The organism is Enterobacter sp. 296B2 (assembly GCF_034106185.1).
GTDB classification, from domain to species: Bacteria; Pseudomonadota; Gammaproteobacteria; order Enterobacterales; family Enterobacteriaceae; genus Enterobacter; species Enterobacter cloacae_N.
On record NZ_JAWNCA010000004.1, the window covers coordinates 41,020 to 63,791 of the forward strand.

At 59.2% G+C, this 22,772-nt stretch carries 21 protein-coding genes; 3 read left to right on the top strand and 18 right to left on the bottom strand.

Features of this window, described 5'->3' with window-relative positions:
- Nucleotides 1–152 precede the first annotated feature (152 nt).
- From fbaA to tkt, 4 genes are all read right to left on the bottom strand, one after another.
- The gene (gene fbaA / locus URZ40_RS04165) at nt 153–1,232 is read right to left on the bottom strand and encodes a class II fructose-bisphosphate aldolase (RefSeq protein ID WP_061097137.1); all 1,080 of its coding nucleotides are present in this window, start codon (nt 1,230–1,232) and stop codon (nt 153–155) included.
- Between the two features lie 92 nt (nt 1,233–1,324).
- Nucleotides 1,325–2,488 carry a phosphoglycerate kinase gene (gene pgk, locus URZ40_RS04170; RefSeq protein ID WP_023309116.1) on the bottom strand — a complete coding sequence of 388 codons (1,164 nt, stop codon included), beginning with the start codon at nt 2,486–2,488 and terminating at the stop codon, nt 1,325–1,327.
- A gap of 49 nt (nt 2,489–2,537) precedes the next feature.
- The gene (gene epd / locus URZ40_RS04175; RefSeq protein WP_320719832.1) at nt 2,538–3,557 is read right to left on the bottom strand and encodes an erythrose-4-phosphate dehydrogenase; all 1,020 of its coding nucleotides are present in this window, start codon (nt 3,555–3,557) and stop codon (nt 2,538–2,540) included.
- Nucleotides 3,558–3,898: 341 nt separating this feature from the next.
- Nucleotides 3,899–5,890: a transketolase gene (gene tkt / locus URZ40_RS04180; RefSeq protein ID WP_320719833.1), complete on the bottom strand. Its 1,992-nt coding sequence runs from the start codon at nt 5,888–5,890 to the stop codon at nt 3,899–3,901.
- A 271-nt stretch (nt 5,891–6,161) separates the two neighbouring features.
- Between tkt and URZ40_RS04185 the strand changes: the two genes are divergently transcribed.
- Both URZ40_RS04185 and URZ40_RS04190 read left to right on the top strand, forming a co-directional pair.
- Nucleotides 6,162–6,920, top strand: a complete 759-nt coding sequence (locus URZ40_RS04185) for a M48 family metallopeptidase (protein WP_116342269.1) — start codon at nt 6,162–6,164, stop codon at nt 6,918–6,920.
- Between the two features lie 210 nt (nt 6,921–7,130).
- Nucleotides 7,131–8,399 (top strand): OprD family outer membrane porin, encoded by a 1,269-nt coding sequence (locus tag URZ40_RS04190; protein ID WP_116341921.1) that lies wholly within the window; start codon nt 7,131–7,133, stop codon nt 8,397–8,399.
- A 54-nt stretch (nt 8,400–8,453) separates the two neighbouring features.
- On the opposite strand, the gene URZ40_RS04195 is transcribed toward URZ40_RS04190, so the two are convergent.
- The 14 genes from URZ40_RS04195 to URZ40_RS04260 form a co-directional block, all read right to left on the bottom strand.
- Nucleotides 8,454–10,094, bottom strand: a complete 1,641-nt coding sequence (locus URZ40_RS04195) for a thiamine pyrophosphate-binding protein (RefSeq protein WP_163329637.1) — start codon at nt 10,092–10,094, stop codon at nt 8,454–8,456.
- A gap of 13 nt (nt 10,095–10,107) precedes the next feature.
- Entirely contained in the window at nt 10,108–11,577 is a 1,470-nt protein-coding gene (locus URZ40_RS04200; protein ID WP_320719834.1) for an aldehyde dehydrogenase, read from the bottom strand.
- Between the two features lie 9 nt (nt 11,578–11,586).
- Nucleotides 11,587–12,357, bottom strand: coding sequence for an aspartate dehydrogenase (locus URZ40_RS04205; RefSeq protein WP_320719835.1), 771 nt, complete (start codon nt 12,355–12,357; stop codon nt 11,587–11,589).
- 9 nt (nt 12,358–12,366) lie between these two features.
- Nucleotides 12,367–13,161 carry an SDR family oxidoreductase gene (locus URZ40_RS04210; RefSeq protein ID WP_116341930.1) on the bottom strand — a complete coding sequence of 265 codons (795 nt, stop codon included), beginning with the start codon at nt 13,159–13,161 and terminating at the stop codon, nt 12,367–12,369.
- Nucleotides 13,145–13,915 (bottom strand): alpha/beta hydrolase, encoded by a 771-nt coding sequence (locus URZ40_RS04215; protein WP_320719944.1) that lies wholly within the window; start codon nt 13,913–13,915, stop codon nt 13,145–13,147. Before URZ40_RS04215 ends, URZ40_RS04210 begins: the two co-directional genes overlap by 17 nt.
- A gap of 9 nt (nt 13,916–13,924) precedes the next feature.
- Nucleotides 13,925–14,455 carry a cupin domain-containing protein gene (locus URZ40_RS04220; RefSeq protein WP_116341934.1) on the bottom strand — a complete coding sequence of 177 codons (531 nt, stop codon included), beginning with the start codon at nt 14,453–14,455 and terminating at the stop codon, nt 13,925–13,927.
- Nucleotides 14,456–14,465: 10 nt separating this feature from the next.
- On the bottom strand, nt 14,466–15,722 hold the full coding sequence (locus URZ40_RS04225; protein ID WP_266179092.1) for an MFS transporter: 1,257 nt from the start codon (nt 15,720–15,722) through the stop codon (nt 14,466–14,468).
- A 21-nt stretch (nt 15,723–15,743) separates the two neighbouring features.
- Nucleotides 15,744–16,931: an FAD-dependent oxidoreductase gene (locus URZ40_RS04230; protein ID WP_320719836.1), complete on the bottom strand. Its 1,188-nt coding sequence runs from the start codon at nt 16,929–16,931 to the stop codon at nt 15,744–15,746.
- Complete coding sequence (locus URZ40_RS04235; protein WP_320719837.1) at nt 16,928–17,854, bottom strand: VOC family protein; 927 nt, start codon at nt 17,852–17,854, stop codon at nt 16,928–16,930. The genes URZ40_RS04230 and URZ40_RS04235 overlap by 4 nt, the downstream gene beginning before the upstream one ends.
- A gap of 78 nt (nt 17,855–17,932) precedes the next feature.
- Nucleotides 17,933–18,721 (bottom strand): IclR family transcriptional regulator, encoded by a 789-nt coding sequence (locus tag URZ40_RS04240; RefSeq protein ID WP_116342271.1) that lies wholly within the window; start codon nt 18,719–18,721, stop codon nt 17,933–17,935.
- Between the two features lie 12 nt (nt 18,722–18,733).
- Nucleotides 18,734–19,483, bottom strand: a complete 750-nt coding sequence (locus tag URZ40_RS04245) for an SDR family oxidoreductase (RefSeq protein WP_302221200.1) — start codon at nt 19,481–19,483, stop codon at nt 18,734–18,736.
- Nucleotides 19,483–20,505 (bottom strand): aromatic ring-hydroxylating dioxygenase subunit alpha, encoded by a 1,023-nt coding sequence (locus URZ40_RS04250; protein WP_163329643.1) that lies wholly within the window; start codon nt 20,503–20,505, stop codon nt 19,483–19,485. Before URZ40_RS04250 ends, URZ40_RS04245 begins: the two co-directional genes overlap by 1 nt.
- Before the next feature lie 10 nt (nt 20,506–20,515).
- A complete protein-coding gene (locus tag URZ40_RS04255; protein ID WP_163329644.1) occupies nt 20,516–20,824 on the bottom strand; it encodes a recombinase-like helix-turn-helix domain-containing protein in 309 nt (102 codons plus the stop codon).
- Complete coding sequence (locus tag URZ40_RS04260; RefSeq protein ID WP_116341948.1) at nt 20,821–21,144, bottom strand: non-heme iron oxygenase ferredoxin subunit; 324 nt, start codon at nt 21,142–21,144, stop codon at nt 20,821–20,823. Before URZ40_RS04260 ends, URZ40_RS04255 begins: the two co-directional genes overlap by 4 nt.
- 414 nt (nt 21,145–21,558) lie before the next feature.
- Between URZ40_RS04260 and URZ40_RS04265 the strand changes: the two genes are divergently transcribed.
- On the top strand, nt 21,559–22,770 hold the full coding sequence (locus URZ40_RS04265; RefSeq protein WP_320719840.1) for an MFS transporter: 1,212 nt from the start codon (nt 21,559–21,561) through the stop codon (nt 22,768–22,770).
- Nucleotides 22,771–22,772 lie beyond the last annotated feature (2 nt).

The window sequence follows — 22,772 nt, forward strand, 5'->3', positions numbered from 1 at the left end:
CCATCCCCCATGGAGACAGGCAGGTCAGTAAAGGGTAAACAAAAAGCGCATGTTTTGCCAAACAGATCACAAAATCAGATGTTGCAGCATGTTGAAAATGCATAAAAAAAGGCCCGCATTTGCGGGCCTTCCGATGCTGTTAGCAGCTCAAATCACAGAACGTCGATTGCGTTCAGTTCTTTGAAAGCCTGCTCCAGACGGGTCACCATGGACGTCTGAGCAGCGCGCAGCCATACGCGTGGATCGTAGTATTTCTTGTTCGGCTGGTCTTCGCCTTTCGGGTTGCCCAGCTGGCCCTGCAGGTAAGCTTCGTTGGTTTTGTAGTACTGCAGGATACCGTCCCATGTTGCCCACTGGGTGTCGGTATCGATGTTCATTTTCACTACGCCGTAGCTTACGGAGTCTTTGATTTCCTGAGCAGAAGAACCGGAACCGCCGTGGAAGACGAAGTTCAGGCTGTTGTGCGGCAGGTTGTGTTTTTTGGAAACGTATTCCTGAGAGTCACGCAGGATGGTTGGAGTCAGAACCACGTTACCTGGTTTGTAAACGCCATGGACGTTGCCGAAGGACGCTGCGATGGTGAAGCGTGGGCTGATTTTGCTCAGCTCGGTGTAAGCGTAATCAACGTCTTCTGGCTGGGTGTACAGTGCAGAAGCGTCCATGTGGCTGTTGTCCACGCCGTCTTCTTCACCGCCGGTGCAACCCAGTTCAATTTCCAGGGTCATGTCCATTTTGGCCATGCGCGCCAGGTATTTAGAGCAGATTTCGATGTTTTCGTGCAGTGACTCTTCAGACAGGTCGATCATGTGAGAAGAGAACAGTGGCTTACCGGTTGCCGCGAAGTGTTTTTCACCCGCGTCCAGCAGACCGTCGATCCACGGCAGCAGTTTCTTCGCGCAGTGGTCAGTGTGCAGGATAACCGGAACACCGTAGTGTTCAGCCATCTGGTGTACGTGGTGCGCACCAGAGATAGCGCCCAGGATTGCAGCACCCTGAGGAATGTCAGTTTTCACGCCTTTACCTGCGATGAACGCAGCGCCACCATTAGAGAACTGAACGATAACTGGCGCTTTAACTTTAGCAGCAGTTTCCAGTACGGCGTTGATGGAGTCGGTACCTACGCAGTTAACTGCTGGCAGAGCGAAGTTGTTTTCTTTAGCTACCTGGAACACTTTCTGTACGTCATCACCAGTGATAACGCCAGGTTTTACGAAATCAAAAATTTTAGACATGTTGCTTAGTCCTGTATCTTCGGCCGTTAGAAAAGGTGCGAGCTCTTAGAAGCGCGCTGAAAATTGGGCAGGTTTCCCTGCCCTTGAATGGCTTACTTCTTAGCGCGCTCTTCGAGCATTGCTACTGCTGGCAGTACTTTGCCTTCCACGAATTCGAGGAATGCGCCGCCACCAGTGGAGATGTAGGAGATTTTGTCAGCGATACCGAACAGGTCGATTGCTGCCAGGGTGTCACCACCGCCTGCGATAGAGAACGCTTCGCTGTCTGCGATAGCGTTAGCAACGATTTCGGTACCTTTGCGGAAGTTCGGGAATTCGAACACGCCAACAGGACCGTTCCACAGGATAGTTTTTGCGTTTTTAAGGATTTCAGCCAGTTTCTGTGCAGAAACGTCGCCCAGGTCCAGAATCTGCTCTTCATCTTTGATGTCGTTTACAGATTTCAGGGTCGCGGTAGCGGTTTCGGAGAACTCGGTCGCCACGCGAACGTCAGTTGGAACCGGGATATCACAGGTACCCAGCAGGCGTTTGGCTTCGTCAACCAGGTCTGCTTCGTACAGGGATTTACCCACGTTGTGGCCCTGAGCAGCAACGAAGGTGTTCGCAATACCACCGCCGACGATCAGCTGGTCAGCGATTTTAGACAGGGAATCCAGAACGGTCAGTTTGGTAGAAACTTTAGAACCACCAACGATAGCCACCATTGGACGAGCAGGCTCTTTCAGCGCTTTACCCAGCGCTTCCAGTTCGTCGGCCAGCAGAGGACCGGCGCACGCTACGTCTGCGAATTTACCGATACCGTGGGTAGACGCCTGCGCACGGTGAGCTGTGCCGAACGCATCCATCACGAATACGTCGCACAGTGCAGCGTATTTTTTGGACAGGGTTTCGTCGTCTTTCTTCTCGCCTTTGTTGAAGCGAACGTTTTCCAGAACCACCAGTTCACCGGCAGCCACTTCAACGCCGTCCAGATAATCTTTCACCAGGCGAACTGGGTTGGACAGTTTGTCTTTCAGGTAATTAACAACTGGCAGCAGAGAGAACTCTTCGTTGTACTCGCCTTCGGTTGGACGGCCCAGGTGGGAGGTGACCATCACTTTAGCGCCCTGCTTCAGAGCCAGCTCGATGGTTGGCAGAGATGCACGGATACGCGCGTCGCTGGTCACTTTGCCATCTTTAACCGGTACGTTCAGATCGGCACGGATGAAAACGCGTTTACCAGCCAGATCCAGATCGGTCATCTTAATTACAGACATGGTGAATCCTCTCGTTGATTCTTAAAGTTTTGCAGACGCACGATGCGTCTTACCTGAAACCTTGAGCGGCCATTGCTAACGTAGTGTCGAGCATCCGGTTAGCAAAGCCCCATTCGTTATCACACCAGACCAGCGTCTTGATAAGGTGTGCGCCACTGACTCGCGTCTGCGTGCCATCGACGATGGCGCTGTGCGGGTCGTGGTTAAAATCTACTGAGACCAACGGTAATTCCGTATAGTCAACTATACCATGAAATGCTCCCTGTGCCGCTTTTTGCAGCAACAGGTTGACTTCGCAGGCTTTTATCGGTTTTTTCACCGTCACGCTGAGGTCAATTGCCGTCACGTTAATTGTCGGGACACGCACGGCAATCGCTTCAAAACGGTCATTAAACTGCGGGAAAATTCGGGTGATCCCTGCCGCCAGCTTTGTGTCCACCGGAATGATTGACTGGCTCGCCGCGCGCGTGCGTCGTAAATCCGGATGGTAAGCGTCGATAACTTGCTGATCGTGCATGGCGGAGTGAATCGTGGTCACGGTGCCGGATTCAATGCCGTACGCATCGTCTAACAGTTTGATGACCGGAATAATGCAGTTGGTGGTGCAGGAGGCGTTGGAAACGATGAGGTGTTCAGCCTTCAGCTCATGCTGGTTGACGCCAAACACGACGGTCGCGTCGAGATCGTTACTGCCGGGATGAGAAAACAGGACTTTTTTTGCGCCAGCGGCCAGATGCGCTTCGCCGTGTTCGCGGTTACCGTAAACACCGGTGCAGTCGAGCACCACATCCACGCCCAGTTCCCGCCAGGGTAGTCCTGCAATACTGCTCTCATGCAGTACGCGAATCGCGTCGTCACCGACAAACAGCTGCTCTCTTTCCTGGCGAACATCCCAGGCAAAGCGGCCGTGGCTGGTGTCATATTTCAACAAATGCGCCATGCCCGCAGCATCCGCCAGTTCGTTGATTGCCACCACGGTGATTTCCGCACGACGCCCGGATTCATATAAAGCACGAACCACGTTGCGCCCGATGCGACCGAAGCCATTAATCGCTACGCGTACGGTCATAGATCTCCTGCAAAGCTATCCCTGAGTTTGAGGTGGCTGAAAGAGTAATCCAGCTACGCCCGAAGGGGAATCCTTGCTATCACAAACTGCGATTGATTGGTCAATTGTCGAACATTTAATCGACTGAAACGCTTCAGCAAGAATAAGCGAATCGAGGAATAAAAGGAATGTCTGTCCAGATGAATAAGCGAGCTATATGACTTGCGTCACATTTTTGGTGGAATAATTTACGCCGAGGGAAAAGCAAAACGGTAACCGAAAGGTTACCGTTTTTAGTGTTTGCACCCTCTCCCCGTGGGAGAGGGTCGGGGTGAGGGCATCAGCCCGCACCGTACAAGCGATTACAGCAGTTCTTTCGCCTTAGCGACAACGTTCTCAACGGTGAAGCCGAACTCTTCGAACAGCTGCTCTGCCGGAGCAGACTCACCGAAGGTGGTCATACCGACGATAGCGCCGTTCAGGCCCACGTATTTGAACCAGTAGTCAGCGATACCCGCTTCCACTGCCACGCGAGCGGAAACCGCTTTAGGCAGTACGGATTCGCGGTAAGCGGCATCCTGCTTGTCGAACGCGTCGGTAGACGGCATGGAGACCACGCGCGCTTTCACGCCTTCGGCAGTCAGTTTTTCCCACGCAGCAACAGCCAGTTCAACTTCAGAACCGGTGGCGATGAAGATCAGCTGTGGCTGGCCCGCGCAATCTTTCAGCACGTAACCACCGCGCGCGATGTTCGCCAGCTGCTCTGGCGTGCGTTCCTGCTGCGCCAGGTTCTGACGGGAGAGGATCAGCGCGGTTGGACCGTCCTGACGCTCAACGCCGTATTTCCACGCTACCGCGGATTCAACCTGGTCACATGGACGCCATGTGCTCATGTTCGGGGTCACGCGCAGAGAAGCTACCTGCTCTACCGGCTGGTGAGTTGGGCCATCTTCGCCCAGACCGATGGAGTCGTGGGTGTAGACCATCACCTGACGCTGTTTCATCAGCGCGGCCATACGCACGGCGTTACGTGCATATTCCACAAACATCAGGAAGGTAGAGGTGTACGGCAGGAAACCACCGTGCAGGGAGATACCGTTCGCGATAGCGGTCATACCAAATTCACGTACACCGTAATGGATGTAGTTACCGGCAGTATCTTCGTTGATTGGCTTAGAACCGGACCACAGGGTCAGGTTAGATGGTGCCAGGTCAGCGGAGCCGCCGAGGAATTCAGGCAGCAGAGGACCGAACGCTTCAATCGCATTCTGAGACGCTTTACGGCTCGCGATTTTAGACGGATTCGCCTGCAGCTTAGCGATGAATTCGTTGGCTTTCGCGTCGAAGTCAGACGGCATATCGCCTTTCATACGACGGGTGAATTCAGCCGCTTCCTGTGGGAACGCTTTCGCATAGGCAGCGAACTTCTCGTTCCAGGCCGCTTCTTTCGCCTGGCCCACTTCTTTTGCACCCCACTGGGCATAGATGTCAGACGGGATTTCGAATGCAGGGTATTTCCAGCCAAGCTGCTCACGGGTCAGTGCGATTTCCGCGTCACCCAGCGGTGCGCCGTGGGAGTCATGGGTGCCCGCTTTGTTCGGAGAACCGAAGCCGATGATGGTTTTGCACATCAGCAGGGACGGTTTGTCGGTCACTGCGCGCGCTTCTTCTACTGCACGTTTAATCGAGTCAGCATCATGGCCATCAACGCCACGCACAACGTGCCAGCCGTAAGCTTCGAAACGTGCTGCAGTGTCGTCAGTGAACCAGCCTTCAACGTGACCGTCGATGGAGATGCCGTTGTCGTCATAGAACGCAACCAGTTTACCCAGCTTCAGGGTACCGGCCAGGGAGCACACTTCGTGAGAAATGCCTTCCATCATGCAGCCGTCGCCCAGGAAGGCGTAGGTGAAGTGGTCCACGATGTCATGGCCAGGACGGTTGAACTGCGCCGCCAGGGTCTTCTCAGCAATCGCCATACCCACAGCGTTAGCAATACCCTGACCCAGCGGGCCGGTGGTGGTTTCTACACCAGCGGTGTAGCCCACTTCCGGGTGACCTGGAGTTTTGGAGTGCAGCTGACGGAAGTTTTTCAGCTCTTCGATAGGCAGATCGTAGCCGGTGAGGTGCAGCAGGCTGTAGATCAGCATAGAGCCGTGGCCGTTAGACAGCACGAAACGGTCGCGGTCAGCCCATGCCGGGTTCTGCGGGTTGTGGTTAAGGAAATCACGCCACAGGACTTCGGCGATATCAGCCATACCCATAGGGGCACCCGGGTGGCCGGATTTGGCTTTCTGTACTGCGTCCATGCTCAGCGCACGAATAGCATTAGCAAGCTCTTTACGTGAGGACATTTTAACTCCAGATCGGACTGTTAAAGGCCATGCCCTTGACGACAGCGCGTTTTGGGCTACGCCGGAAAAAAGTGCCAACAATGTAACCCAAGCCGCAGGGCATGTACATGGACCATTCTTTTGCAGCTTAAGAAATCTCTGGATCATGCTCGCATGTTGCGCAATCTGCTCGCCCGCGCCTGTAGATATTCCTTATACTTATCCCGCCCCGGCTTCGTTGCTGGTGCACTTTTCGGATTTTATTCAGATTAACGAGTACGGAAGCAACTTCATGAAAATGCGTGCAATAGTGCTGGCCCTGGGTACAACGCTCATGCTGAGCGGCTGTCAGAATATGGACTCTAACGGTCTGATGACCTCAGGTGCAGAAGCCTTTCAGGCCTACTCCCTGAGTGACGCGCAGGTTAAAGCGCTGAGCGATCAGGCCTGTAAAGATATGGACGGAAAAGCCACGCTTGCGCCGGCTGACAGTACCTACACACAGCGTCTGAATAAGATTGCTTCCGCGCTCGGCGATAACATCAACGGCCAGCCGGTGAACTACAAGGTTTACATGGCGAAAGACGTGAACGCCTTCGCGATGGCGAACGGCTGCATCCGCGTCTACAGCGGGCTGATGGACATGATGACCGACAACGAAGTCGAAGCGGTAATCGGCCACGAAATGGGCCACGTTGCGCTCGGCCACGTCAAGAAAGGGATGCAGGTTGCCTTAGGCACCAATGCCATCCGCGCGGCGGCGGCCTCTGCGGGCGGTATCGTTGGCAGCCTGTCCCAGTCGCAGCTTGGTGACGTAGGCGAAAAGCTGGTTAACTCCCAGTTCTCACAGCGTCAGGAGTCCGAAGCGGATGACTACTCCTACGATCTGTTGCGCAAACGCGGGATTAATCCATCCGGTTTAGCCACCAGCTTCGAAAAGCTGGCCAAGCTGGAAGCGGGTCGCCAGAGCTCCATGTTTGACGATCACCCGGCCTCAGAAGCGCGAGCGCAGCATATTCGCGACCGTATGGCCGCTGACGGAATTAAATAATATTGAAAGGAGGCAATTTTGCCTCCTTTTTATTTCGCATGAATTGCTAACTAAATCGCACGTATCGGTAACACCTCTGAAAACCCCGTCAAATCTGCCCTTTCCTGCTGAAACGTCTGGTCACATATTTATTGCAATCGTTAACCTTTCCGGTAATTATCAAGCGCGCAGTAATTCAATTTAATATATTAAGACAGAGACGTTCCCTCCGTGAAAAAAGAATTATCGTTAATTGCTTTAAGTTTATTCGCCGCATTACCTGCCGCTGCAAGCCAGCAATCTGACAGCATGGGTTTTATCGACGACAGCCATTTAGACCTGTTTTTACGCAATGCGTATATCAGCCGTGATTACCATCAGGGCCAGCAGGATAAAGCCGAATGGGGCCAGGGTATCATCGCCACCTTTGAATCCGGATATACCGAAGGGCTGGTGGGCTTTGGCGTGGACGGCATCGCACAGTACGGCGTGCGCCTGGATGGCGGTCGCGGCAAGAGCGGCGCAGGCGGTATCGACTTCTTTAAACAGGAAGACGATGGGAGGGCCAAATCCGATCTAGCGAAATTTGGTGCAACCGCCAAAATGCGCATCTCAAATACCGTGCTGAGCTACGGTAACCAGCGCCCTGAACTGCCTATCGTTAACGCCGATAACTCCCGCCTGCTGTTTGAAAGCTACACCGGTGCCATGCTGACCTCGAAAGAGATCGACGGGCTGGAAGTGAACGCCGGTTATTTCACCGACGAGCAGCGTAAAAGCGACGACCGCCACGACAGCGGCCTGAAAAGCCTGACCTTCGGGGGCGCAAGCTACCAGTTCAACGACCAGTTCAGCGGCGCGCTGTACGCCTCACATAACGAAGAGGTGATGAACAAACAGTATCTGGGCCTGAATTTCAAACAGCCGTTCAGCACAGGACAGCAGCTGGTACTCGACTTTAACGGCTATAACTCGCGTCTTGATCAGGGTTACGCTGACAGCCTCGACACCGGCCGCAGCAACACCATCTGGAGCCTGGCGGCGAGCTACATCTGGGATATTCATACGTTCAAAGTGGCGTACCAGCAGAGCAGCGGCAGTACCGGCTACAACTACGGCGGCTATCGCGACAAGGGCGGCGTGGGTGACGGTGGCAATACCATCTGGCTGGCGAACTCCTACTGGTCTGATTTCAACGGTGAAGACGAGCGCTCATGGCAAGCGTCGTACGGCCTGGACTTTGGCGGCCTTGGCCTGCCGGGCCTGAGCTGGACCACCGCCTACGTGCGCGGCGATAACATCAAAACTTCTGAAACCAGCAACGGCAAAGAGCACGAGTGGTTTAACCAGATCCAGTACAAGGTGCAGGACGGCCCGGCGAAAGACCTGACGCTGCGCCTGCGCTACTCCGTACTGCGCGTCTCCAGCAACGCCAGCGAGTACAACGTGGGCGGGGATGAGATCCGCGCCTACGTGGAATACCCGTTTAACGTGTTCTGATTTACCCCCTCACCCTAACCCTCTCCCCTTTGGGGAGAGGGGAAATCTCGCATATCAGTAAAGCGTCTTCTGCGGCGGCCCGGCAAACTTCAGCGCGCCAATCTGTCCCATCCGCACTTCCACCACCGACGGCCCCGGCATCGCAAGCGCCTCCGTCATTACCGCATCAAAATCCTCTGCCCGCTCCACGCTCCACGCCTGCAAGCCAATTGCCTGTGCCAGCAGGGTAAAGTCCGGCGTATGCAGTTCGTTATAATACTGACGCCCGCCGAAATACTTATCCTGGATGCCGCGCATCACGCCGTAGCCGCCGTCGTTCATGATCAGCAGCGTCACGTTGGCTTTCTCCTGCGCCAGCGTCGCCAGCTCGCCTAAATTAAGGCTCAGGCCACCGTCGCCCACCAGCCCCACCACCTTACGCTGCGGGTTAGCAATCGCGGTACCGATGGCCATCGGTAGTCCCATACCAATTGCGCCAGCCAGCGAGTGGATATTCATCAGCGGACCGTTAGCGCGGAACAGACGACTGCCCCACAGGCTGCCGGAAACGGTGATATCGCGCACCAGCAGGCCGTCCTGCGGCAGGGCTTTCTCAATGGCGTCGTTAAGCTTCGCGTAGGCGCCGCACTGTTCGCGCAGCCCCTGCTCTGCTTTGGCAACCGCCTGCTGCACCTGCGTATCCCACTGCGCGTCGCCCCACTCCCGGCCCTGGGCTTTGTCGGCCAGCGCGCGAAGCAGCGTGGAGCAGTCGGCTATCAGCGTGTTATCCATCAGGTAATTGCGGCTCGCTGCCGCCGGATCGATATCAATCTGCACGCGCGGAGAGGGCAGCGCCAGCGTCCAGGAGCGGGTTTCGTTGCTGCGCAGGCGTGAACCGGCGATCAGCGTAAAGTCACACTGCGCGATAATCGCCTCCACCGACGGGGAATTATGGAACGCCCGCAGGCTGGCGCGATGGCTGTCCGGCAGCACGCCGCGCGCGTGGGTGCTGGAAATCACCGTCACGCCCGCATCCGCCAGCGTTTTCACGGCGTCAGCGCTTCCCAGCGCCCCGCCGCCCAGCCACAGCAGCGGCCGTTTCGCCTGCCTGAGCTGTGCCCACAACGCATCGACCGACGCGGGCTCCACGGCTGCAACCGAAGCCGGTTTCACCGGTGCGGTCACCAGCGACATTGGAATTTGGGCCCCCTGAATATCAATCGGGATCTCCACTGAAACCGGCCCGCACGGCGGCGTCTGCGCCTCCTGAATCGCTTTATGCAGAATCGCTATCGCCTGGTTGGCGTTGCTGATGCGGTAGGCCCGCTTTGAGCTGGCCTTCAGGAAGGTCAGCTGGTCGCGGGTTTCGTGGATAAACCCGGTATCGGCATCCAGCCACGCTTTCTCCACCTGTCCGGTCAAATGCAGCAGCGGCGTGCAGGCGTTCATGGCTTCTACCAGCGCGCCGACCGCGTTGCCTGCCCCGGCGCCGGTGCTGGTCAGCGCCACGCCGAGGCCGGAAAAACGCCCGTGGGCGTCGGCCATGGTGACGGATCCCGCCTCGCCGCGCGCGGGCACGAAGCGAATGTTGCCGCGCTGCCCCACCGCGTCCGCGATCGGCAGGTTGTGAATGGAGATGACGCCGTAGATGGCCTCAACCTGATACTGCTCCAGCGTTCTGGCGATGGCGTCGCCGACGGTTATCATTTCGCTCATTGCTCACCCTTTCTCAGTCGCACCAGTGGTTGACGCTATTACCCGTCGCCAGATAAATGCTCTTTTGCTGCATCCAGGCTTTAAGCCCCTGAATGCCCTTTTCGCGGCCCAGACCGCTCTCTTTAAAGCCCCCGAACGGGGTCGAAATCGCAAAAACTTTGTAGGTGTTGATCCACACCGTGCCCGCCTCCAGCCGTTCGCTCAGGCGCAACGCGCGCCCGGTGTCGCGGGTCCAGATCCCTGCCGCCAGGCCGTAAACCGAGTCGTTCGCCTCGCGGATAAGCGTGGCTTCATCGCGAAACGGCATTGCCACCAGCACCGGGCCGAAGATCTCTTCCTGGCAGGCGCGGGCGCTGTTCGTCAACCCTTCGATAATGGTCGGCAGGAAGAAGCTGCCGTTTGCCAGGTCAGGATCCGCCGGGATCTCCCCGCCGCACAGCACGCGGCCCCCCTCGCGCTTAGCCAGCTCGACGTATTCCTGCACGCTCTGGCGATGTTTCTCATTGATCAGCGGCCCAACGTGGACGCCGTCGGTGAAGGGGTGCCCCACGCGCAGCCCGCGAGTTAATTCCAGTAGCCGCGCCATCAGCGGCGCGTAGATGCTTTCGTGAATAAACAGGCGCGACCCGGCGATGCACGCCTGCCCTGCCGAGCTGAAAATGCCGTAGCAGATCCCGCGCGCGGCCTGCTCAACGTCGGCATCCTCCAGCACGATGGTCGGGGATTTTCCACCCAGCTCCAGCGAGGCCGGGATCAGCTTTTCCGCCGCCACGTGCGCCAGATGACGGCCCGTAGTGGTGCCGCCGGTAAACGAAATTTTCCGCACCTTTGGATGACGCGCCAGCGCATCGCCAATCACCGATCCTTTGCCCGGCAGCACGCTCAGCAGCCCGGCGGGCAGCCCGGCCTGTTCAAAAATCCGCGCCAGCTCCAGCGCCATCAGCGGCGTGGCTTCGGCGGGCTTGAGGATCGCTGCGTTACCCGCGGCAATCGCCGGCGCGATCTTCTGCATCTCGCTGGCAATCGGCGAATTCCACGGCGTGATGGCGGCCACCACACCAAGCGGCTCGTAGCGGCTCAGGGTCAGCAAATCCGGCTGGCGCGGCGTCGGAAGCTCGCCTTCCAGCAGCTCGCAGGCGGCGGCAAAGTAGCGCGCCGTTCCCGCCGCGCTCATCACCAGCCCGCGCGCTTCCGCCAGCGGCTTGCCGTTATCGCGGCTCTGCATCTGCGCCAGCGCATCCACGCGGGATTCAATCAGATCGGCGACCTTATGCAGGATCTTCGCGCGCATATGCGGCAGACTGTTGCGCCACGCGGGATCGCGCCACGCCCGCTCGCCGGCCTCTATCGCCTCCACGAGATCGTCGGGGCTTGCGGCATTCAACGTCGCATTGATCGACCCGTCAGCCGGGAAATGGCTTTGCATCGGGTTACCGCCGCCGCGTCGCCACTGGCCGCCGATAAAAATCATCAGATCGTCCATCGTCGCTCCTCAGCTCAGGGACAGCTCGCGGCAAGCGCGAACCGCGCTCAGTGCCGCAAGGGTGGAGGTTTTGGGATTGGACGCCAGCGGCAGCCCGCTCAGCTCCAGATGGAACTCGCCGAACAATCCTTCGACGTGCAGCGTGTGGGTATTACGCTTCGTTGCCGGGTCGACCATGAGCTGCACGCGGGTGTCGTCCATCCCCACGCCGCCGAGCGCCACGGTTGCCGCCACGTTGGCGTTCGCCGGGAACAGGCGAGCCGCCTCGCGGGCGCTGCCTTCAAAGAAGACCTTCGCCTCTGAGACCGCGTTAAGATCGATAAGCTGCTCGGCATAGCTACCGCGCCAGCTGGCCGGGCTTTTGCGCGACTGATAGGTAACCCGCTCAAGCCCTCCCTCTTTCGCCGCCGCCAGCCCGTCAATGCCGGCAACCGCACCGGAGAGTAGCGTCAGCCTGCCACCCGCCGCGTGCAGGCGCTGCTCCAGCACGCTGTCCGCCAGCGCACCGGTGGAGCTCACCGCCAGATGCCAGCCGCGACTTAAAATCGCTTCGCCATACTGCGCCACCGCCTGCTGGCTGGCGCACTCCAGCACCAGGTCGGGCGCTTCCGCGCAGTCCACCGGCGAGGTCAGCGCCGTTACCGCATCACCAAACTGCGCGCGAATGGCCGCGTGGTGGGCTTCACGCGCCACGATCCAGCCGATAGCCACACCGGCGGGCAGACGCTCAATCACCGCCTGCGCCATGGCGCCAAACCCAATTAACATTACCTTTTTCATGATGCGTCCTTACAGATGGCGGCAGAAGCCGCCGGAAACGTCCAGCGCAGCACCGGTAGTAAACGAAGCCAGCGGCGAAGCGAGAAACAGCAGCGCCTGCGCGGGCTCGTGCGGCTTGCCGAGGCGCGCCATCGGAATGCCGCGCTTGCGCGCGATATCCGCCGTCCAGGCCGGCCAGCTCTGGCTTTTATCCGCCCGGTTTTCGAAGCGGCGCTGCCACTGCCCGGATTCCACCATGCCAAGCAAAATGGAGTTGACGCGAATGCCTTTGCCCACCAGCTCTTTTGAGAGAGTGAGCGTCATGTTCAGCAGCGCGGCGCGGGCGGCGGAAGTGGCAATCATGTGCTCCTCCGGCTGCAGCGCCAGCAGGGAGTTGACGCAGGTGATCGAGGCGATGTCGGACCGCTCCAGCAGAGGCTGAAACGCCTGAACCGGGTTGATCACCCCGAACAGCTTCAGCTCGGCCTCGTGCAGCCACGCCTCACGCGGGGTGTCGTGGAAATGCGCCACGTAGCCCTGCCCGGCGTTGTTGATCAACATATCCGCCGCGCCAAATTGGGCCTGAACGGCATCCGCGAAAGCCTGCACCTCGTCAGCGTTCAGCACGTCGCAGCGGTAAGAGAAAATCTCCCCGTCGGGATAGTCGTTTTGCAGCGTCGCGTGGGCGCTGGCGAGCCGGTCCGGGTCGCGGCCGCAGAAGGCCACTTTTGCTCCCTCGCCCAGCAGCAGGCGCAGCGTTTCAAAACCAATACCGGAAGAACCGCCGGTGACTACCGCTACGCGGCCGTCAATGTGTGCATTCATCGCGCACCTCTTCGTTAATGCGTAAAAGCTGTTGGTTAAAAAACGCGTCGTTATCGAGATAGCTGGCGTGCCCGGCTTGCGGTATGGCGGTAAACGGCATGCGGTAGCGCAGCGCCAGCCCCTGTACCAGCTCGGGCTGCGTGATGGCGTCCTGCTCGCCGCACCAGACTTCAAACGTGCCGGAGTGCCGCTTGAGCCAGGTATGAATGTCGTCGTGCGCCAGCATCCACGCGGCGGCAAGGTAGCCTTCCGGGCGCAGCGCGCGCATGCCCGCCGCGACGGTGGCGATATCGTCCGCGCGCGCGCCGGGGCGCAGCAGCTTCGCGGCGCGGGTCTGCGCGAGGATTTCACCGCCGAGCGCCATCTGCTGCTCGCGGCTGCGCCAGACCTGCTCCCGCTGCTCCGGGACAGCATTGCGGTAGCCCTGCGCGGCGTCCGCCAGCACCAGGTGCAGCACGCGCTGCGGATACTTCGCCGCAAAGGCGCTGGCGACCAGCGCGCCGAGTGAATGGCCCACCAGCACCGTCTGCCAGACGCCCGCGCGGTCGAGCATCGCCGCCAGCGCGTCGGCGTAATCCCCCGCGTTCGCACGCTCAACCGCCAGCATCGGGCTTTCGCCATAGCCGGGCATGTCCCACGCCAACACGCGAAAGCCTTCCAGCGTCATCTGCTTGTGCCAGGAGGCCGCGCCGGAGCTGATGCCGTGCAGCAGCATCAGCGGAATGCCGCTTCCCTGTTCACGAAACCCCGTCATCATGCCTCCTTAGTTCCGCTTCACTTTTGAGAGCGGATGGTCGGCGGGATAGGTCGGGATTTCCGGCTTGTTGGTTCCCAGCATGACGCACATCAGCGCCTCTTCTTCCCCGTGGTTAAACAGGCCGCGATAGATCCCCGGCGGGACGGAAATCAAATCGCGCTCGCGCAGCACGGTTTCGGTGTAGTTGTCGCCGTCCTGGATCATCAGCGTGATCTGCCCTTTAAGCATGAAGAACACCTCTTCCACGTCGTCGTGCAGGTGTAGCGGCCCCTCGCACTTCGACGGCAGCACCATGGTGGAGAAGGTGAAATGGTCCGCTTGTACTGTATTGGTGTCGTTCGCCACGCCGGTTGCGCCGGTGCCGATGTAGCGCATCTGCGCCCGGCGGTATTTCGGGTCAAAATCGGCTTGGAACTTCAGCGCGTTCCAGTCGTATTTACGGCCTTCGAAGCGCGCGATGCGCGACTCGACCCACTCTTCCATCGTCAGGTGGTCAGGCTTGATGCCAGATGTCTTGGTTACGGTTGAATCAGTCATGACACTCTCCTCAGTAACGTCTCAGCAGCGGCAGTAACAGGACGCAGCCCACCGCCGCCATCACCGCCAGAAAAATCAGCCCGGAATCCATGCTGTGGGTGAAGGCGATAAGCGCGCCCATCACCGCCGGCGACAGCGCGCCCGCAAAGTTTCCCAGCCCGTTGAAAATGCCGCCCGCCGTAGCGCTCACCCGGGGATGGGTGGCCTTCGCCAGCAGGGCGAAAATGTTGGGTGCGCCGGTGCCCCACATGAAGGTGCTGAAGCTCATCGCCGCGATGATGGTCAGCGGGGTGTCGAGGTGCATCACCGCCGCAAGACCTGCCGCGGCCCCCGCCATGGAGATAAAGCAGGCCGCCGCACGCTTATCGACCCGATCCGAAAGCCACGCGCCAATCACCTCTCCCGCCAGCATGGCGATAAACGGCATCGACGACAGCCAGCCCGCGTGCTCCAGATGAATGCCTTTGCCCTTGATGAGATAGCCCGGCAGCCAGCCGTTGATGCCCCAAAGGTAGGTCAGGAAGGCAATGTTAAAGATGCAGATGATCCAGAAGTGCGGGCTGACAAACAGCTCGCGGCGCGCGGCGCGGCGCTCGTCCTGCGACGCCTGCGAGGTGCCGGGTTTTGCTTCCAGACGGATCCCGCGCAGACCTACGCGCACGAAAATCAGCACCGGCACGGTGAGCATCGCCATCACGAAGAACGTGCTCTGCCAGCCGAAGGCGTTCAGCAGCCAGAGGGAGAGCGGGAAACCGATTGCCGCGCCCACCGGCGTGCCCAGCAGCCACAGCATGGTGGCGCGCGCCTGCAGATGCTGCGGAAAGTTGTGCCGCACAATGGCAAAGGCCAGCGGGAACAGCGGCCCTTCCGCCACGCCCAGCAGGATGCGCAGGACGATCATCAGCGTGTAGTTATGGGTAAAGCCCATCGCCACCATCAGCACGCACCAGACAACCATCATTCCGGTGAGCAGGCGCAGCGGGGCGATTTTGTCCCCCAGCCCGCTGAGAAAGACCGACGAAAAGCCGTAGCTCAGCAGAAAGGCGCTCATCAGAATGCCGAGGCGCGTGGTGTCGAAATCAATGCCCATCGCCTGCTGGAAATGGCCGTCAGAAAACAGCGCCGCGATGCTGATTTTGTCGAAAAACGCCAGCAGCACGCAGGCCAGCAGCGACAGCGGGATAGCCCAGCGCACCGCTTTTTCAGGCGTGCGAGCTCCCTCACCGCTCGCCTCAACGGGCGCGGTGTTGGTCTCTAATGTGGTCATGTCTCCCCCTACGGGTGCGGGTTATCGCAGTGACATCAGTGAAAAGGTCGGGTCGGCGAGCGGCACGTCGGACAGATCCCGCCCCGCCGCCATCCAGCGCTTCGCCAGCTTGACGGTGCGTGCATCGTTAAACGCCACCAGTTGCGTCAGCCGCCCGCTCTCGTCCAGCGAGAAGAACAGCGAATCTTCGCGCGCTATCGTTGTGCTTCCCGGCTGCGGTATGCCGAGGATCTGGATGTTGTGCTGATATTGATCCGACCACAGCCACGGCGCGTCGTCGTAGCCTGGCGCATCGGGGTTGAGCATCGCTTTTGCCGTCGCCACCGCCTGATTCTGCGCAAAGGCCCAGGACTGGATGCACAGGCCGTAGTGATGATGCCGGGCCACATCGCCTGCGGCAAAAATGGACGGATCCGACGTTCTCCCTTGGGCATCGACGACGATCCCTCGTTCGGTGCGCAGCCCCGCATCGCGCGCCAGCTCCAGGTTGAGATCGACGCCGATCCCCACCACCACCGCGTCAAAGGTTTCGCGCCGGCCATCGCAGTGGATAACCGGCAGGCCGCTATCGTCCTCCAGCTCCAGCGCGCCGCAGCCGGTACGTATCTCGACACCCTGCCCGCGATGGAGGGCTTCCAGGCGCTGCGACACCTCACCGCTCACCGAGCGCATGCAGAGCGCAGGCTGCTGCTCGAACAGGGTGACCGCCACGCCGCTTTTGCGCGCGGAGGCGGCAATCTCCAGCCCAATCCAGCCGCCGCCGACAATCGCCAGAGTTTGACTTTCCGCCAGACGACCCTTCAGGCGCTGTGCGTCCTGCCAGTGGCGCAGGGTGTAGACCTGCGGATGGGAAGCCCACGCCTCACCCGGCAGGCGCGCCCGCCCTCCGGTGGCAATCAATAGAATGTTGTAACTAAGGTGCTCGCCGTTGCTTAACCGCACCGTTTTCGCCGCTCGGTCGATCTGCTCCGCACGCAGCGGGCGGAACCAGGTCAGGTTCAGCGCCTGCTGCACCTCGTCGGTAAACAGGCGCGGGAGCGCCGCGTCCGGCTCCAGCAGGGACGCCTTCGACAGCGGCGGCCGTTCGTAGAAATCCCATTCCTCTTCTGCCACCACGCAAATCTCGCCGTCGAAGCCCTCGTCGCGCAGTGTTTTCGCCGCCCAGCCGCCCGCCTGGCCGCCGCCAATAATGACAATGCGCGACGTCATACCGCCTCCGGCTTTTTCTGCTGGCGGCGCGTGTCGTGGTCAATCCCGCCTTCCACCGCCCATTCGGTAAAGGAGACCAGCGAGTGCTCCAGCTCGCGCGGCTGCCAGTTTTCGGTCAGGTAGTCGTCGTTGGTGTAATACTCAAACGCGCCGCCGGTCGGGCTGTTGACGTACCAGAAATAGGCCGACGACACCGGATGGCGGCCCGGCCCGATAAAGGTGCTCCAGTCGTGTTTATTCATCGCAATCCCGCCGCCGATCACCTCATGAATATCACGTACCGTGAAGGCCACGTGGTTGAGACCGCGCCTGCGGTTCGGCAGCTGCAGCAGGAACAGGTTGTGATGGCCGCCGCGCGCGCCGCAGCGCAGGAACACGGCCCGGTTGATGTAGCGGTCAGAGACCTGGAAGCCGAGCACCTCGCGGTAGAATTTTTCCACCGCCGCCAGCTCTTCCACGAAGAACACCACGTGCCCAACGTTGATGGGCTGGGCGCGATCGTAAACCGGGCTCGGGGTGTCGATGCGGCGGACGTCGCCCCACTGGTTAATCGGCTCGACGTTCAGCTCCACCTCGGTCTGCTGGCTGACCTGCACGCGCAGGGTCATACCGTTCGGGTCGAGGCACTCCAGCGCGTCGCCCACCTCGCGAAAGCCGGGCTGCTGCGCCAGCTTCGGGCGCAGCGCGTCAAGATCTGACTGCGCGGCAACCGCCCAGGTCATGCGGCGCAGGGTGTTGCCCGTCTCAAACGCCGGCGGCAGGTCGGGGCTGTCGATCGGGTTAAGCTCCACGCGTGCGCCGCTCAGGGTAGTAAAACGCTGGCCGCTGGCATCGCCCGTCAGGCCAAAATCACGCATAAATTTGGCGCAGTGCGTCAGGTCCTCCACGCCAAATTCCAGCTTTTCAATTCCGGTTACACTCATCGTTCGTTGCCTCATCTGGCCCAAATTGGGCGTAAACCATGCCCGACGCAGTCAAGCGCCTGACGTTAACTCACTGATTTAACTGGCCTGTGACAGATACCCTAAGAAGCCAGAAATTCTATCCGCCGCGAGGCGAACCTCGTTTTGCAGGCGTTCGCGGTCGGTCTGCGGGATCTCTTCCGACGGCACCAGAATGCTGACCACCGCCGCCACGCGTCCGCTTCGGTCATACACCGGGTAGACGATGGAGGAGATGCCGTGGCGGAAGAAGGATTCACCGATCACGTACCCACGGGCTTTATCCTGCTGCACCATCTGCCAGAGAGCTTCGCGGTCGTGAAGCTGCCCCGGCGTGTTGCCCGGCAGACGCTCGTGCGGGAACAACTGTTCAAAATCGGCACGGGATACATCGGTCAGCAGCATGCGCCCGAGCGAGGTGCAGTGCACCGGCAGACGGGTGCCAATGCTGACCTGATTGATGCGTGACCCGGCGGCGCTGACGCGGGCGATGTAGATAATGTCGCGCCCGTCGCGGATCGCCAGATGGCTGCTGCACTGGCTGACGTCGCGCAGCTGCTCGATCACCGGCTGGCCGACCTGCGCCACGTCCAGCGAGGCGATGTACTCAAAGCCCAGGCGCAGCACGTTCATGCCGAGCGAAAAGGTATTGGTGCGCGCGTTGCGCTCCAGAAAACCCATGTACTCCAGGGTCTGCACTACCCGGTAGGCGGTGGCCTTCGGCATATCCACCAGCCGGTGCAGTTCGGCAAAGGTCAGTTCGCGATGCTGCTCGCCGAAGGCCAACAGCAGCTGCAGGCCGCGCTCCAGCCCCGGCACCAGATACTTCACTTCCCGATCGTTTGCCATCATCGCCATACCTCAGTTAAAGACAAAGCCGCCGTTGACCGGGATCAGCTGCCCGGTGACAAACCGCGACAGATCGCTTAACAGCCAGACCACGCTGCCGGTCACATCTTCCGGCTGCTGCGCGCCCGCGAGTGCACGGCCGTTTTCGTAGAGCTGATGCCGCTCGACGGGCACATATTCGGTTGCCTCGACGCGGGTCAGCCCCGGCGCGATAGCGTTGATACGAATGCGCTTTTCGCCCAGCTCGCGCGCCATCGAGCGGGTCATGGCAATCACCGCCCCCTTACTGGCGACGTAGGCCATCAGGCGCGGGGCGCCCCACAGCGCGGTATCGGACGCCACATTCACAATTGCCGCCCCTTCGCGAAGCAGCGGCACGGCGGCGCGCGTCACCAGCCAGGTGCCTTTGACGTTCACGCTCATCACGCGGTCCCACAGGTCCGGGTCGTAATCAAGCATGTTTTTACCGCCCACGCCGGTCGCCATCGCCGCGTTGTTCACCAGACCGTCAATCTGCCCGCGATCGCCAATGGCGCTGAACACCTGCTCAATAGAATGCGGATCGGCCAGATCGATGACGTGCGGCTCGATCGCATAGCCCTGTTCGCGGAGCGTTTGCGCGCTCTCGGCCAGTTCGCCTTTGAGGATGTCGCACATCACCACCGACGCGCCCTGCTCCGCGCAGGCTCTGGCAAAGTGGTAGCCCAGCCCGCGCGCGGCGCCGGTCACGACGATGCGCTTTCCCCCCAGCAGTCCGTTCATCAGGCGGCTCCCTGCTGCGCTTCGCGCATCGCCAGCTGCTCTTTGGCGGCCTTCTGCATCATGCGGCGCAGGCGAGAGAGCCCAACGTCGTGCTGATAAAGGTACTCATGGTCGCGGGCGTTTGGCGCCAGGCTTTCCAGCACCACGCGGTCCTGCTCCAGCACTTCCCAGTGCAGCTTTTCCAGACGGTTGCGGTACATAAAGCGCCACATGTCGCGCTGCCAGCCCTGCACGCGGCGAATACGCCAGAAGAAGACACGGCAGTTGTCGTTATCTTCCGGCACCACCATGCCGACAATAAAGAAGTGGCCGCCCGGTCCGAAGCGCTTCTTGTACGGAATAGAGAGACGCATCCAGCAGGTGCCGCTATTGCCCAGCTCCACCCAGTCAAAGTTAACGCCGCTTTGGCCCTTCTTCTCGAAGATGAAGCCAGTTTTGGTCGGCTGAAGAACCATGTCGGCTTTGCGGTCCCCTTCCGCCATCGAGTGTGAGGACGAGTGCAGATAGGTGCCGTGCATCGGGTCCATTACGTTTTCCAGCGCGTACTGGTAGTTGCATTTCCACGCGGCGGTACAGAGGAAGTTGCTGAAGTTCTCCGTGTCGGCGAGTTCATCCGGGAAGCTCAGCTCGTCCGGCTGCTGGTCGGCGGTCACGCCAAACCACAGGAAGATAGCGCCGTGCGCCTCCTGCACGTTGTAGCTGCGCACGCACTGCTGGCCGACCAGCGGACATTTGTCCACGGCGGGCACATCTTTCACCTCGCCATTGCCCGCCACTTCCACGCCGTGATACCAGCAGGCGATGCGGTCACCGAGGTTCCAGCCCATCGACAGGCGCGCGCCGCGGTGCGGACAGCGGTCTTCCAGCGCCTGGACCTGGCCATCTTTGTTACGCCAGACAACAATCTGCTCGCCCAGGCGGGTAATCCCCACCGGCGCGGACTGCACTTCCCAGCTCGACAGCACCGGATACCAGAGGCCGCGCAGGCCTTTATCGAGATAATGTTGTACGGTCGTCGTCATCGCGTTGTCCTCAGTAGCCGTTAACCTGTAAGAATGCCTGGAAGCTGGCGTTGCTCCACGGCTCGCCCTGCTGATCGTGCATGCGCACCGCGTTCAGGCCGTTCACCAGCTCCGGTAAGGTTTCAACACCCTGCTCAAAGAGCTCTTCCAGCGTCGCAATGAGGTTCACCTCCCAGTTTTCCGGTTCGCGGCTGCGGGTTTGCCAGATGAGATTCTGGTAATCGCCTGGCTTATGAATGGCGCCGTTACCGCCTTCTGCAGGCGGGGTAAACTGGCGGCTTTCCGGTAGCGCAGGGTTGTAGTTCAGGGTGTTGCTCATGCCACGGTCTCCTCAACGAAGGTAATCTGGATTTGGTTTTCATAGACCCGAACCGGGTAGCGGTTAAGGTTGCGACCGCCGGGGCCGTGCAGGCACTGGCCGGTTTTAACGTCGAAGACCGCCTCGTGCAGCGGGCATTCCACCTTTCCATCTTCTACGAAGCCCTGGCTCAGGAGGGCATAAGCGTGCGGACATACGTCTTCCAGCGCGTAATACTCGCCGTCAATCAAATAAACGCCGATCTCTTTACCGTCGACGCTGCCGCTAAAAGGGAAATCTTCCTGTACTTGTTCTGCGTCACATACGCCTATCCAGCTCATCACGATCCTCCAGGCTTTTGTTTCATATATGAAACTCTGTTTCTTATTTAATACGGTCAATATAAAAGCGATGAATGTTTCGTCAAGCGCCAATGTGAAGAATTTGTTAATCAAACAGCAATTAATTAACTAAGTGTGCAAAGGATCACGAAAAAATGCAGCGATATGAAATTTTCATTATTGCGGCGTGAATGAATACGATTTTTCGATGACTTTAAATTTCATTACTCAGATATTGACTTTCTTTGTTTTTGCTTCGTACAAATAAAAGAGAGGAAGCGCTTAATGTTTCATCAGTGAAACTGGTATTTATTTTATTCTTTTAAAACAACAAGTTTCACTGGCGAATCATTTTAGAACCGTGACAATCACGCTGATAAAAATATAACTATGCGCACGCATAAGGCAGGCAACATGACGGCAAGATGGCAAGGTACAATTGCACTGTTATTACTCATCATTATCTCCTACATCGACCGGGTAAATATTTCTGTAATGATATTAAACCCGGAATTTGCCCACCACTTTCAGCTAAATGAAAACAGAATGTTACAGGGAATGCTAATGACCTGCTTTCTTTTGGGTTATGGTTTTTCAGCTTTATTATTAACACCAGTTATTGAAAGCAAACTTCATTATCGGCAGGGGTTATTAGGCAGTATTGTGATTTGGGCCGCGGTCTGTGCGATCTCTCCCCTGCTCGGCTCGCTGATGGGGATGCTCATCGCGCGCGTGATTCTCGGGGTGGCGGAAGGACCGCTCTTTTCCCTGAAAACGCGCTTCATCAGCGATAACTTTAGCGCGGATGAGATCGGCAAACCCAACGCCGTGACCGCGCTGGGCGTCTCGCTCGGCCTGGCCGTGGGCTTTCCGCTGGTGACCTGGCTGATGGATCATCTGGGCTGGGCCGGGTCGTTTTATGCGCTGGCGATACTGAATTTGGCTCTCGGTGGCGGACTCATCTGGCGATACCTGTCCGTGCCGGGCGGCCTCCCAACGACGAAAAAAACGGGTTTTGTTCGCACCTTCACCCTGGCGTGGCAAACGCCGCTGCTGGGCTGGATCCTGCTGGTTGAAATCGCCACGCTGAGCTATCTCTGGGGGAGCAGCGCCTGGCTGCCCGCATGGCTTCGCGACGAACACCACTTCTCGCTGCATGCCACCGGCATGCTTGCGGCCATTCCCTTCCTGCTGAGCCTGGGCTCTAAATTCCTCGGCGGCGTGCTGCTCGACAAAATGCGCCCGGAGCAGGCGCCGGTGCTGTTTGTAGCAGGAGGAGCGCTGACGGCGCTGTCCGTGGTCGGGCTGATGCTCAGCCATCAGCCCGCATGGCTGGCGCTGTTTATGCTGTCCGCCAACGTCTTCTGGGGGCTTCAGGGGGCGGCCATTCCTGCGGCGATCCAGCATCACGCCGCGCGGGACGCCGTGGGCAGCGCGTACGGTATTATTAATGGGACAGGCAATATCTGCGCGGCGTTTATTCCGCTGCTGATGGGGATGGTGATGAAATCGGTGGGGTCGGTCAGCTCTGGTTTTTCGGTGCTGGTCGTCTCGCAGGTCATTACCCTGCTCGCAGGAGGAATGCTGCTGCTGCGCATGCGTCGCGCAGCAGCAGTGAGCGCGTAAGG

Bases quoted from the DNA above. Each gene is read 5' to 3' on its own strand.
- fbaA (WP_061097137.1), bottom strand. From the start codon at position 1,232: ATGTCTAAAATTTTTGATTTCGTAAAACCTGGCGTTATCACTGGTGAT.
- pgk (WP_023309116.1), bottom strand. From the start codon at position 2,488: ATGTCTGTAATTAAGATGACCGATCTGGATCTGGCTGGTAAACGCGTT.
- epd (WP_320719832.1), bottom strand. From the start codon at position 3,557: ATGACCGTACGCGTAGCGATTAATGGCTTCGGTCGCATCGGGCGCAAC.
- tkt (WP_320719833.1), bottom strand. From the start codon at position 5,890: ATGTCCTCACGTAAAGAGCTTGCTAATGCTATTCGTGCGCTGAGCATG.
- URZ40_RS04185 (WP_116342269.1), top strand. From the start codon at position 6,162: ATGAAAATGCGTGCAATAGTGCTGGCCCTGGGTACAACGCTCATGCTG.
- URZ40_RS04195 (WP_163329637.1), bottom strand. From the start codon at position 10,094: ATGAGCGAAATGATAACCGTCGGCGACGCCATCGCCAGAACGCTGGAG.
- URZ40_RS04200 (WP_320719834.1), bottom strand. From the start codon at position 11,577: ATGGACGATCTGATGATTTTTATCGGCGGCCAGTGGCGACGCGGCGGC.
- URZ40_RS04205 (WP_320719835.1), bottom strand. From the start codon at position 12,357: ATGAAAAAGGTAATGTTAATTGGGTTTGGCGCCATGGCGCAGGCGGTG.
- URZ40_RS04210 (WP_116341930.1), bottom strand. From the start codon at position 13,161: ATGAATGCACACATTGACGGCCGCGTAGCGGTAGTCACCGGCGGTTCT.
- URZ40_RS04215 (WP_320719944.1), bottom strand. From the start codon at position 13,915: ATGACGGGGTTTCGTGAACAGGGAAGCGGCATTCCGCTGATGCTGCTG.
- URZ40_RS04220 (WP_116341934.1), bottom strand. From the start codon at position 14,455: ATGACTGATTCAACCGTAACCAAGACATCTGGCATCAAGCCTGACCAC.
- URZ40_RS04225 (WP_266179092.1), bottom strand. From the start codon at position 15,722: ATGACCACATTAGAGACCAACACCGCGCCCGTTGAGGCGAGCGGTGAG.
- URZ40_RS04230 (WP_320719836.1), bottom strand. From the start codon at position 16,931: ATGACGTCGCGCATTGTCATTATTGGCGGCGGCCAGGCGGGCGGCTGG.
- URZ40_RS04235 (WP_320719837.1), bottom strand. From the start codon at position 17,854: ATGAGTGTAACCGGAATTGAAAAGCTGGAATTTGGCGTGGAGGACCTG.
- URZ40_RS04240 (WP_116342271.1), bottom strand. From the start codon at position 18,721: ATGGCAAACGATCGGGAAGTGAAGTATCTGGTGCCGGGGCTGGAGCGC.
- URZ40_RS04245 (WP_302221200.1), bottom strand. From the start codon at position 19,483: ATGAACGGACTGCTGGGGGGAAAGCGCATCGTCGTGACCGGCGCCGCG.
- URZ40_RS04250 (WP_163329643.1), bottom strand. From the start codon at position 20,505: ATGACGACGACCGTACAACATTATCTCGATAAAGGCCTGCGCGGCCTC.
- URZ40_RS04255 (WP_163329644.1), bottom strand. From the start codon at position 20,824: ATGAGCAACACCCTGAACTACAACCCTGCGCTACCGGAAAGCCGCCAG.
- URZ40_RS04260 (WP_116341948.1), bottom strand. From the start codon at position 21,144: ATGAGCTGGATAGGCGTATGTGACGCAGAACAAGTACAGGAAGATTTC.
- URZ40_RS04265 (WP_320719840.1), top strand. From the start codon at position 21,559: ATGACGGCAAGATGGCAAGGTACAATTGCACTGTTATTACTCATCATT.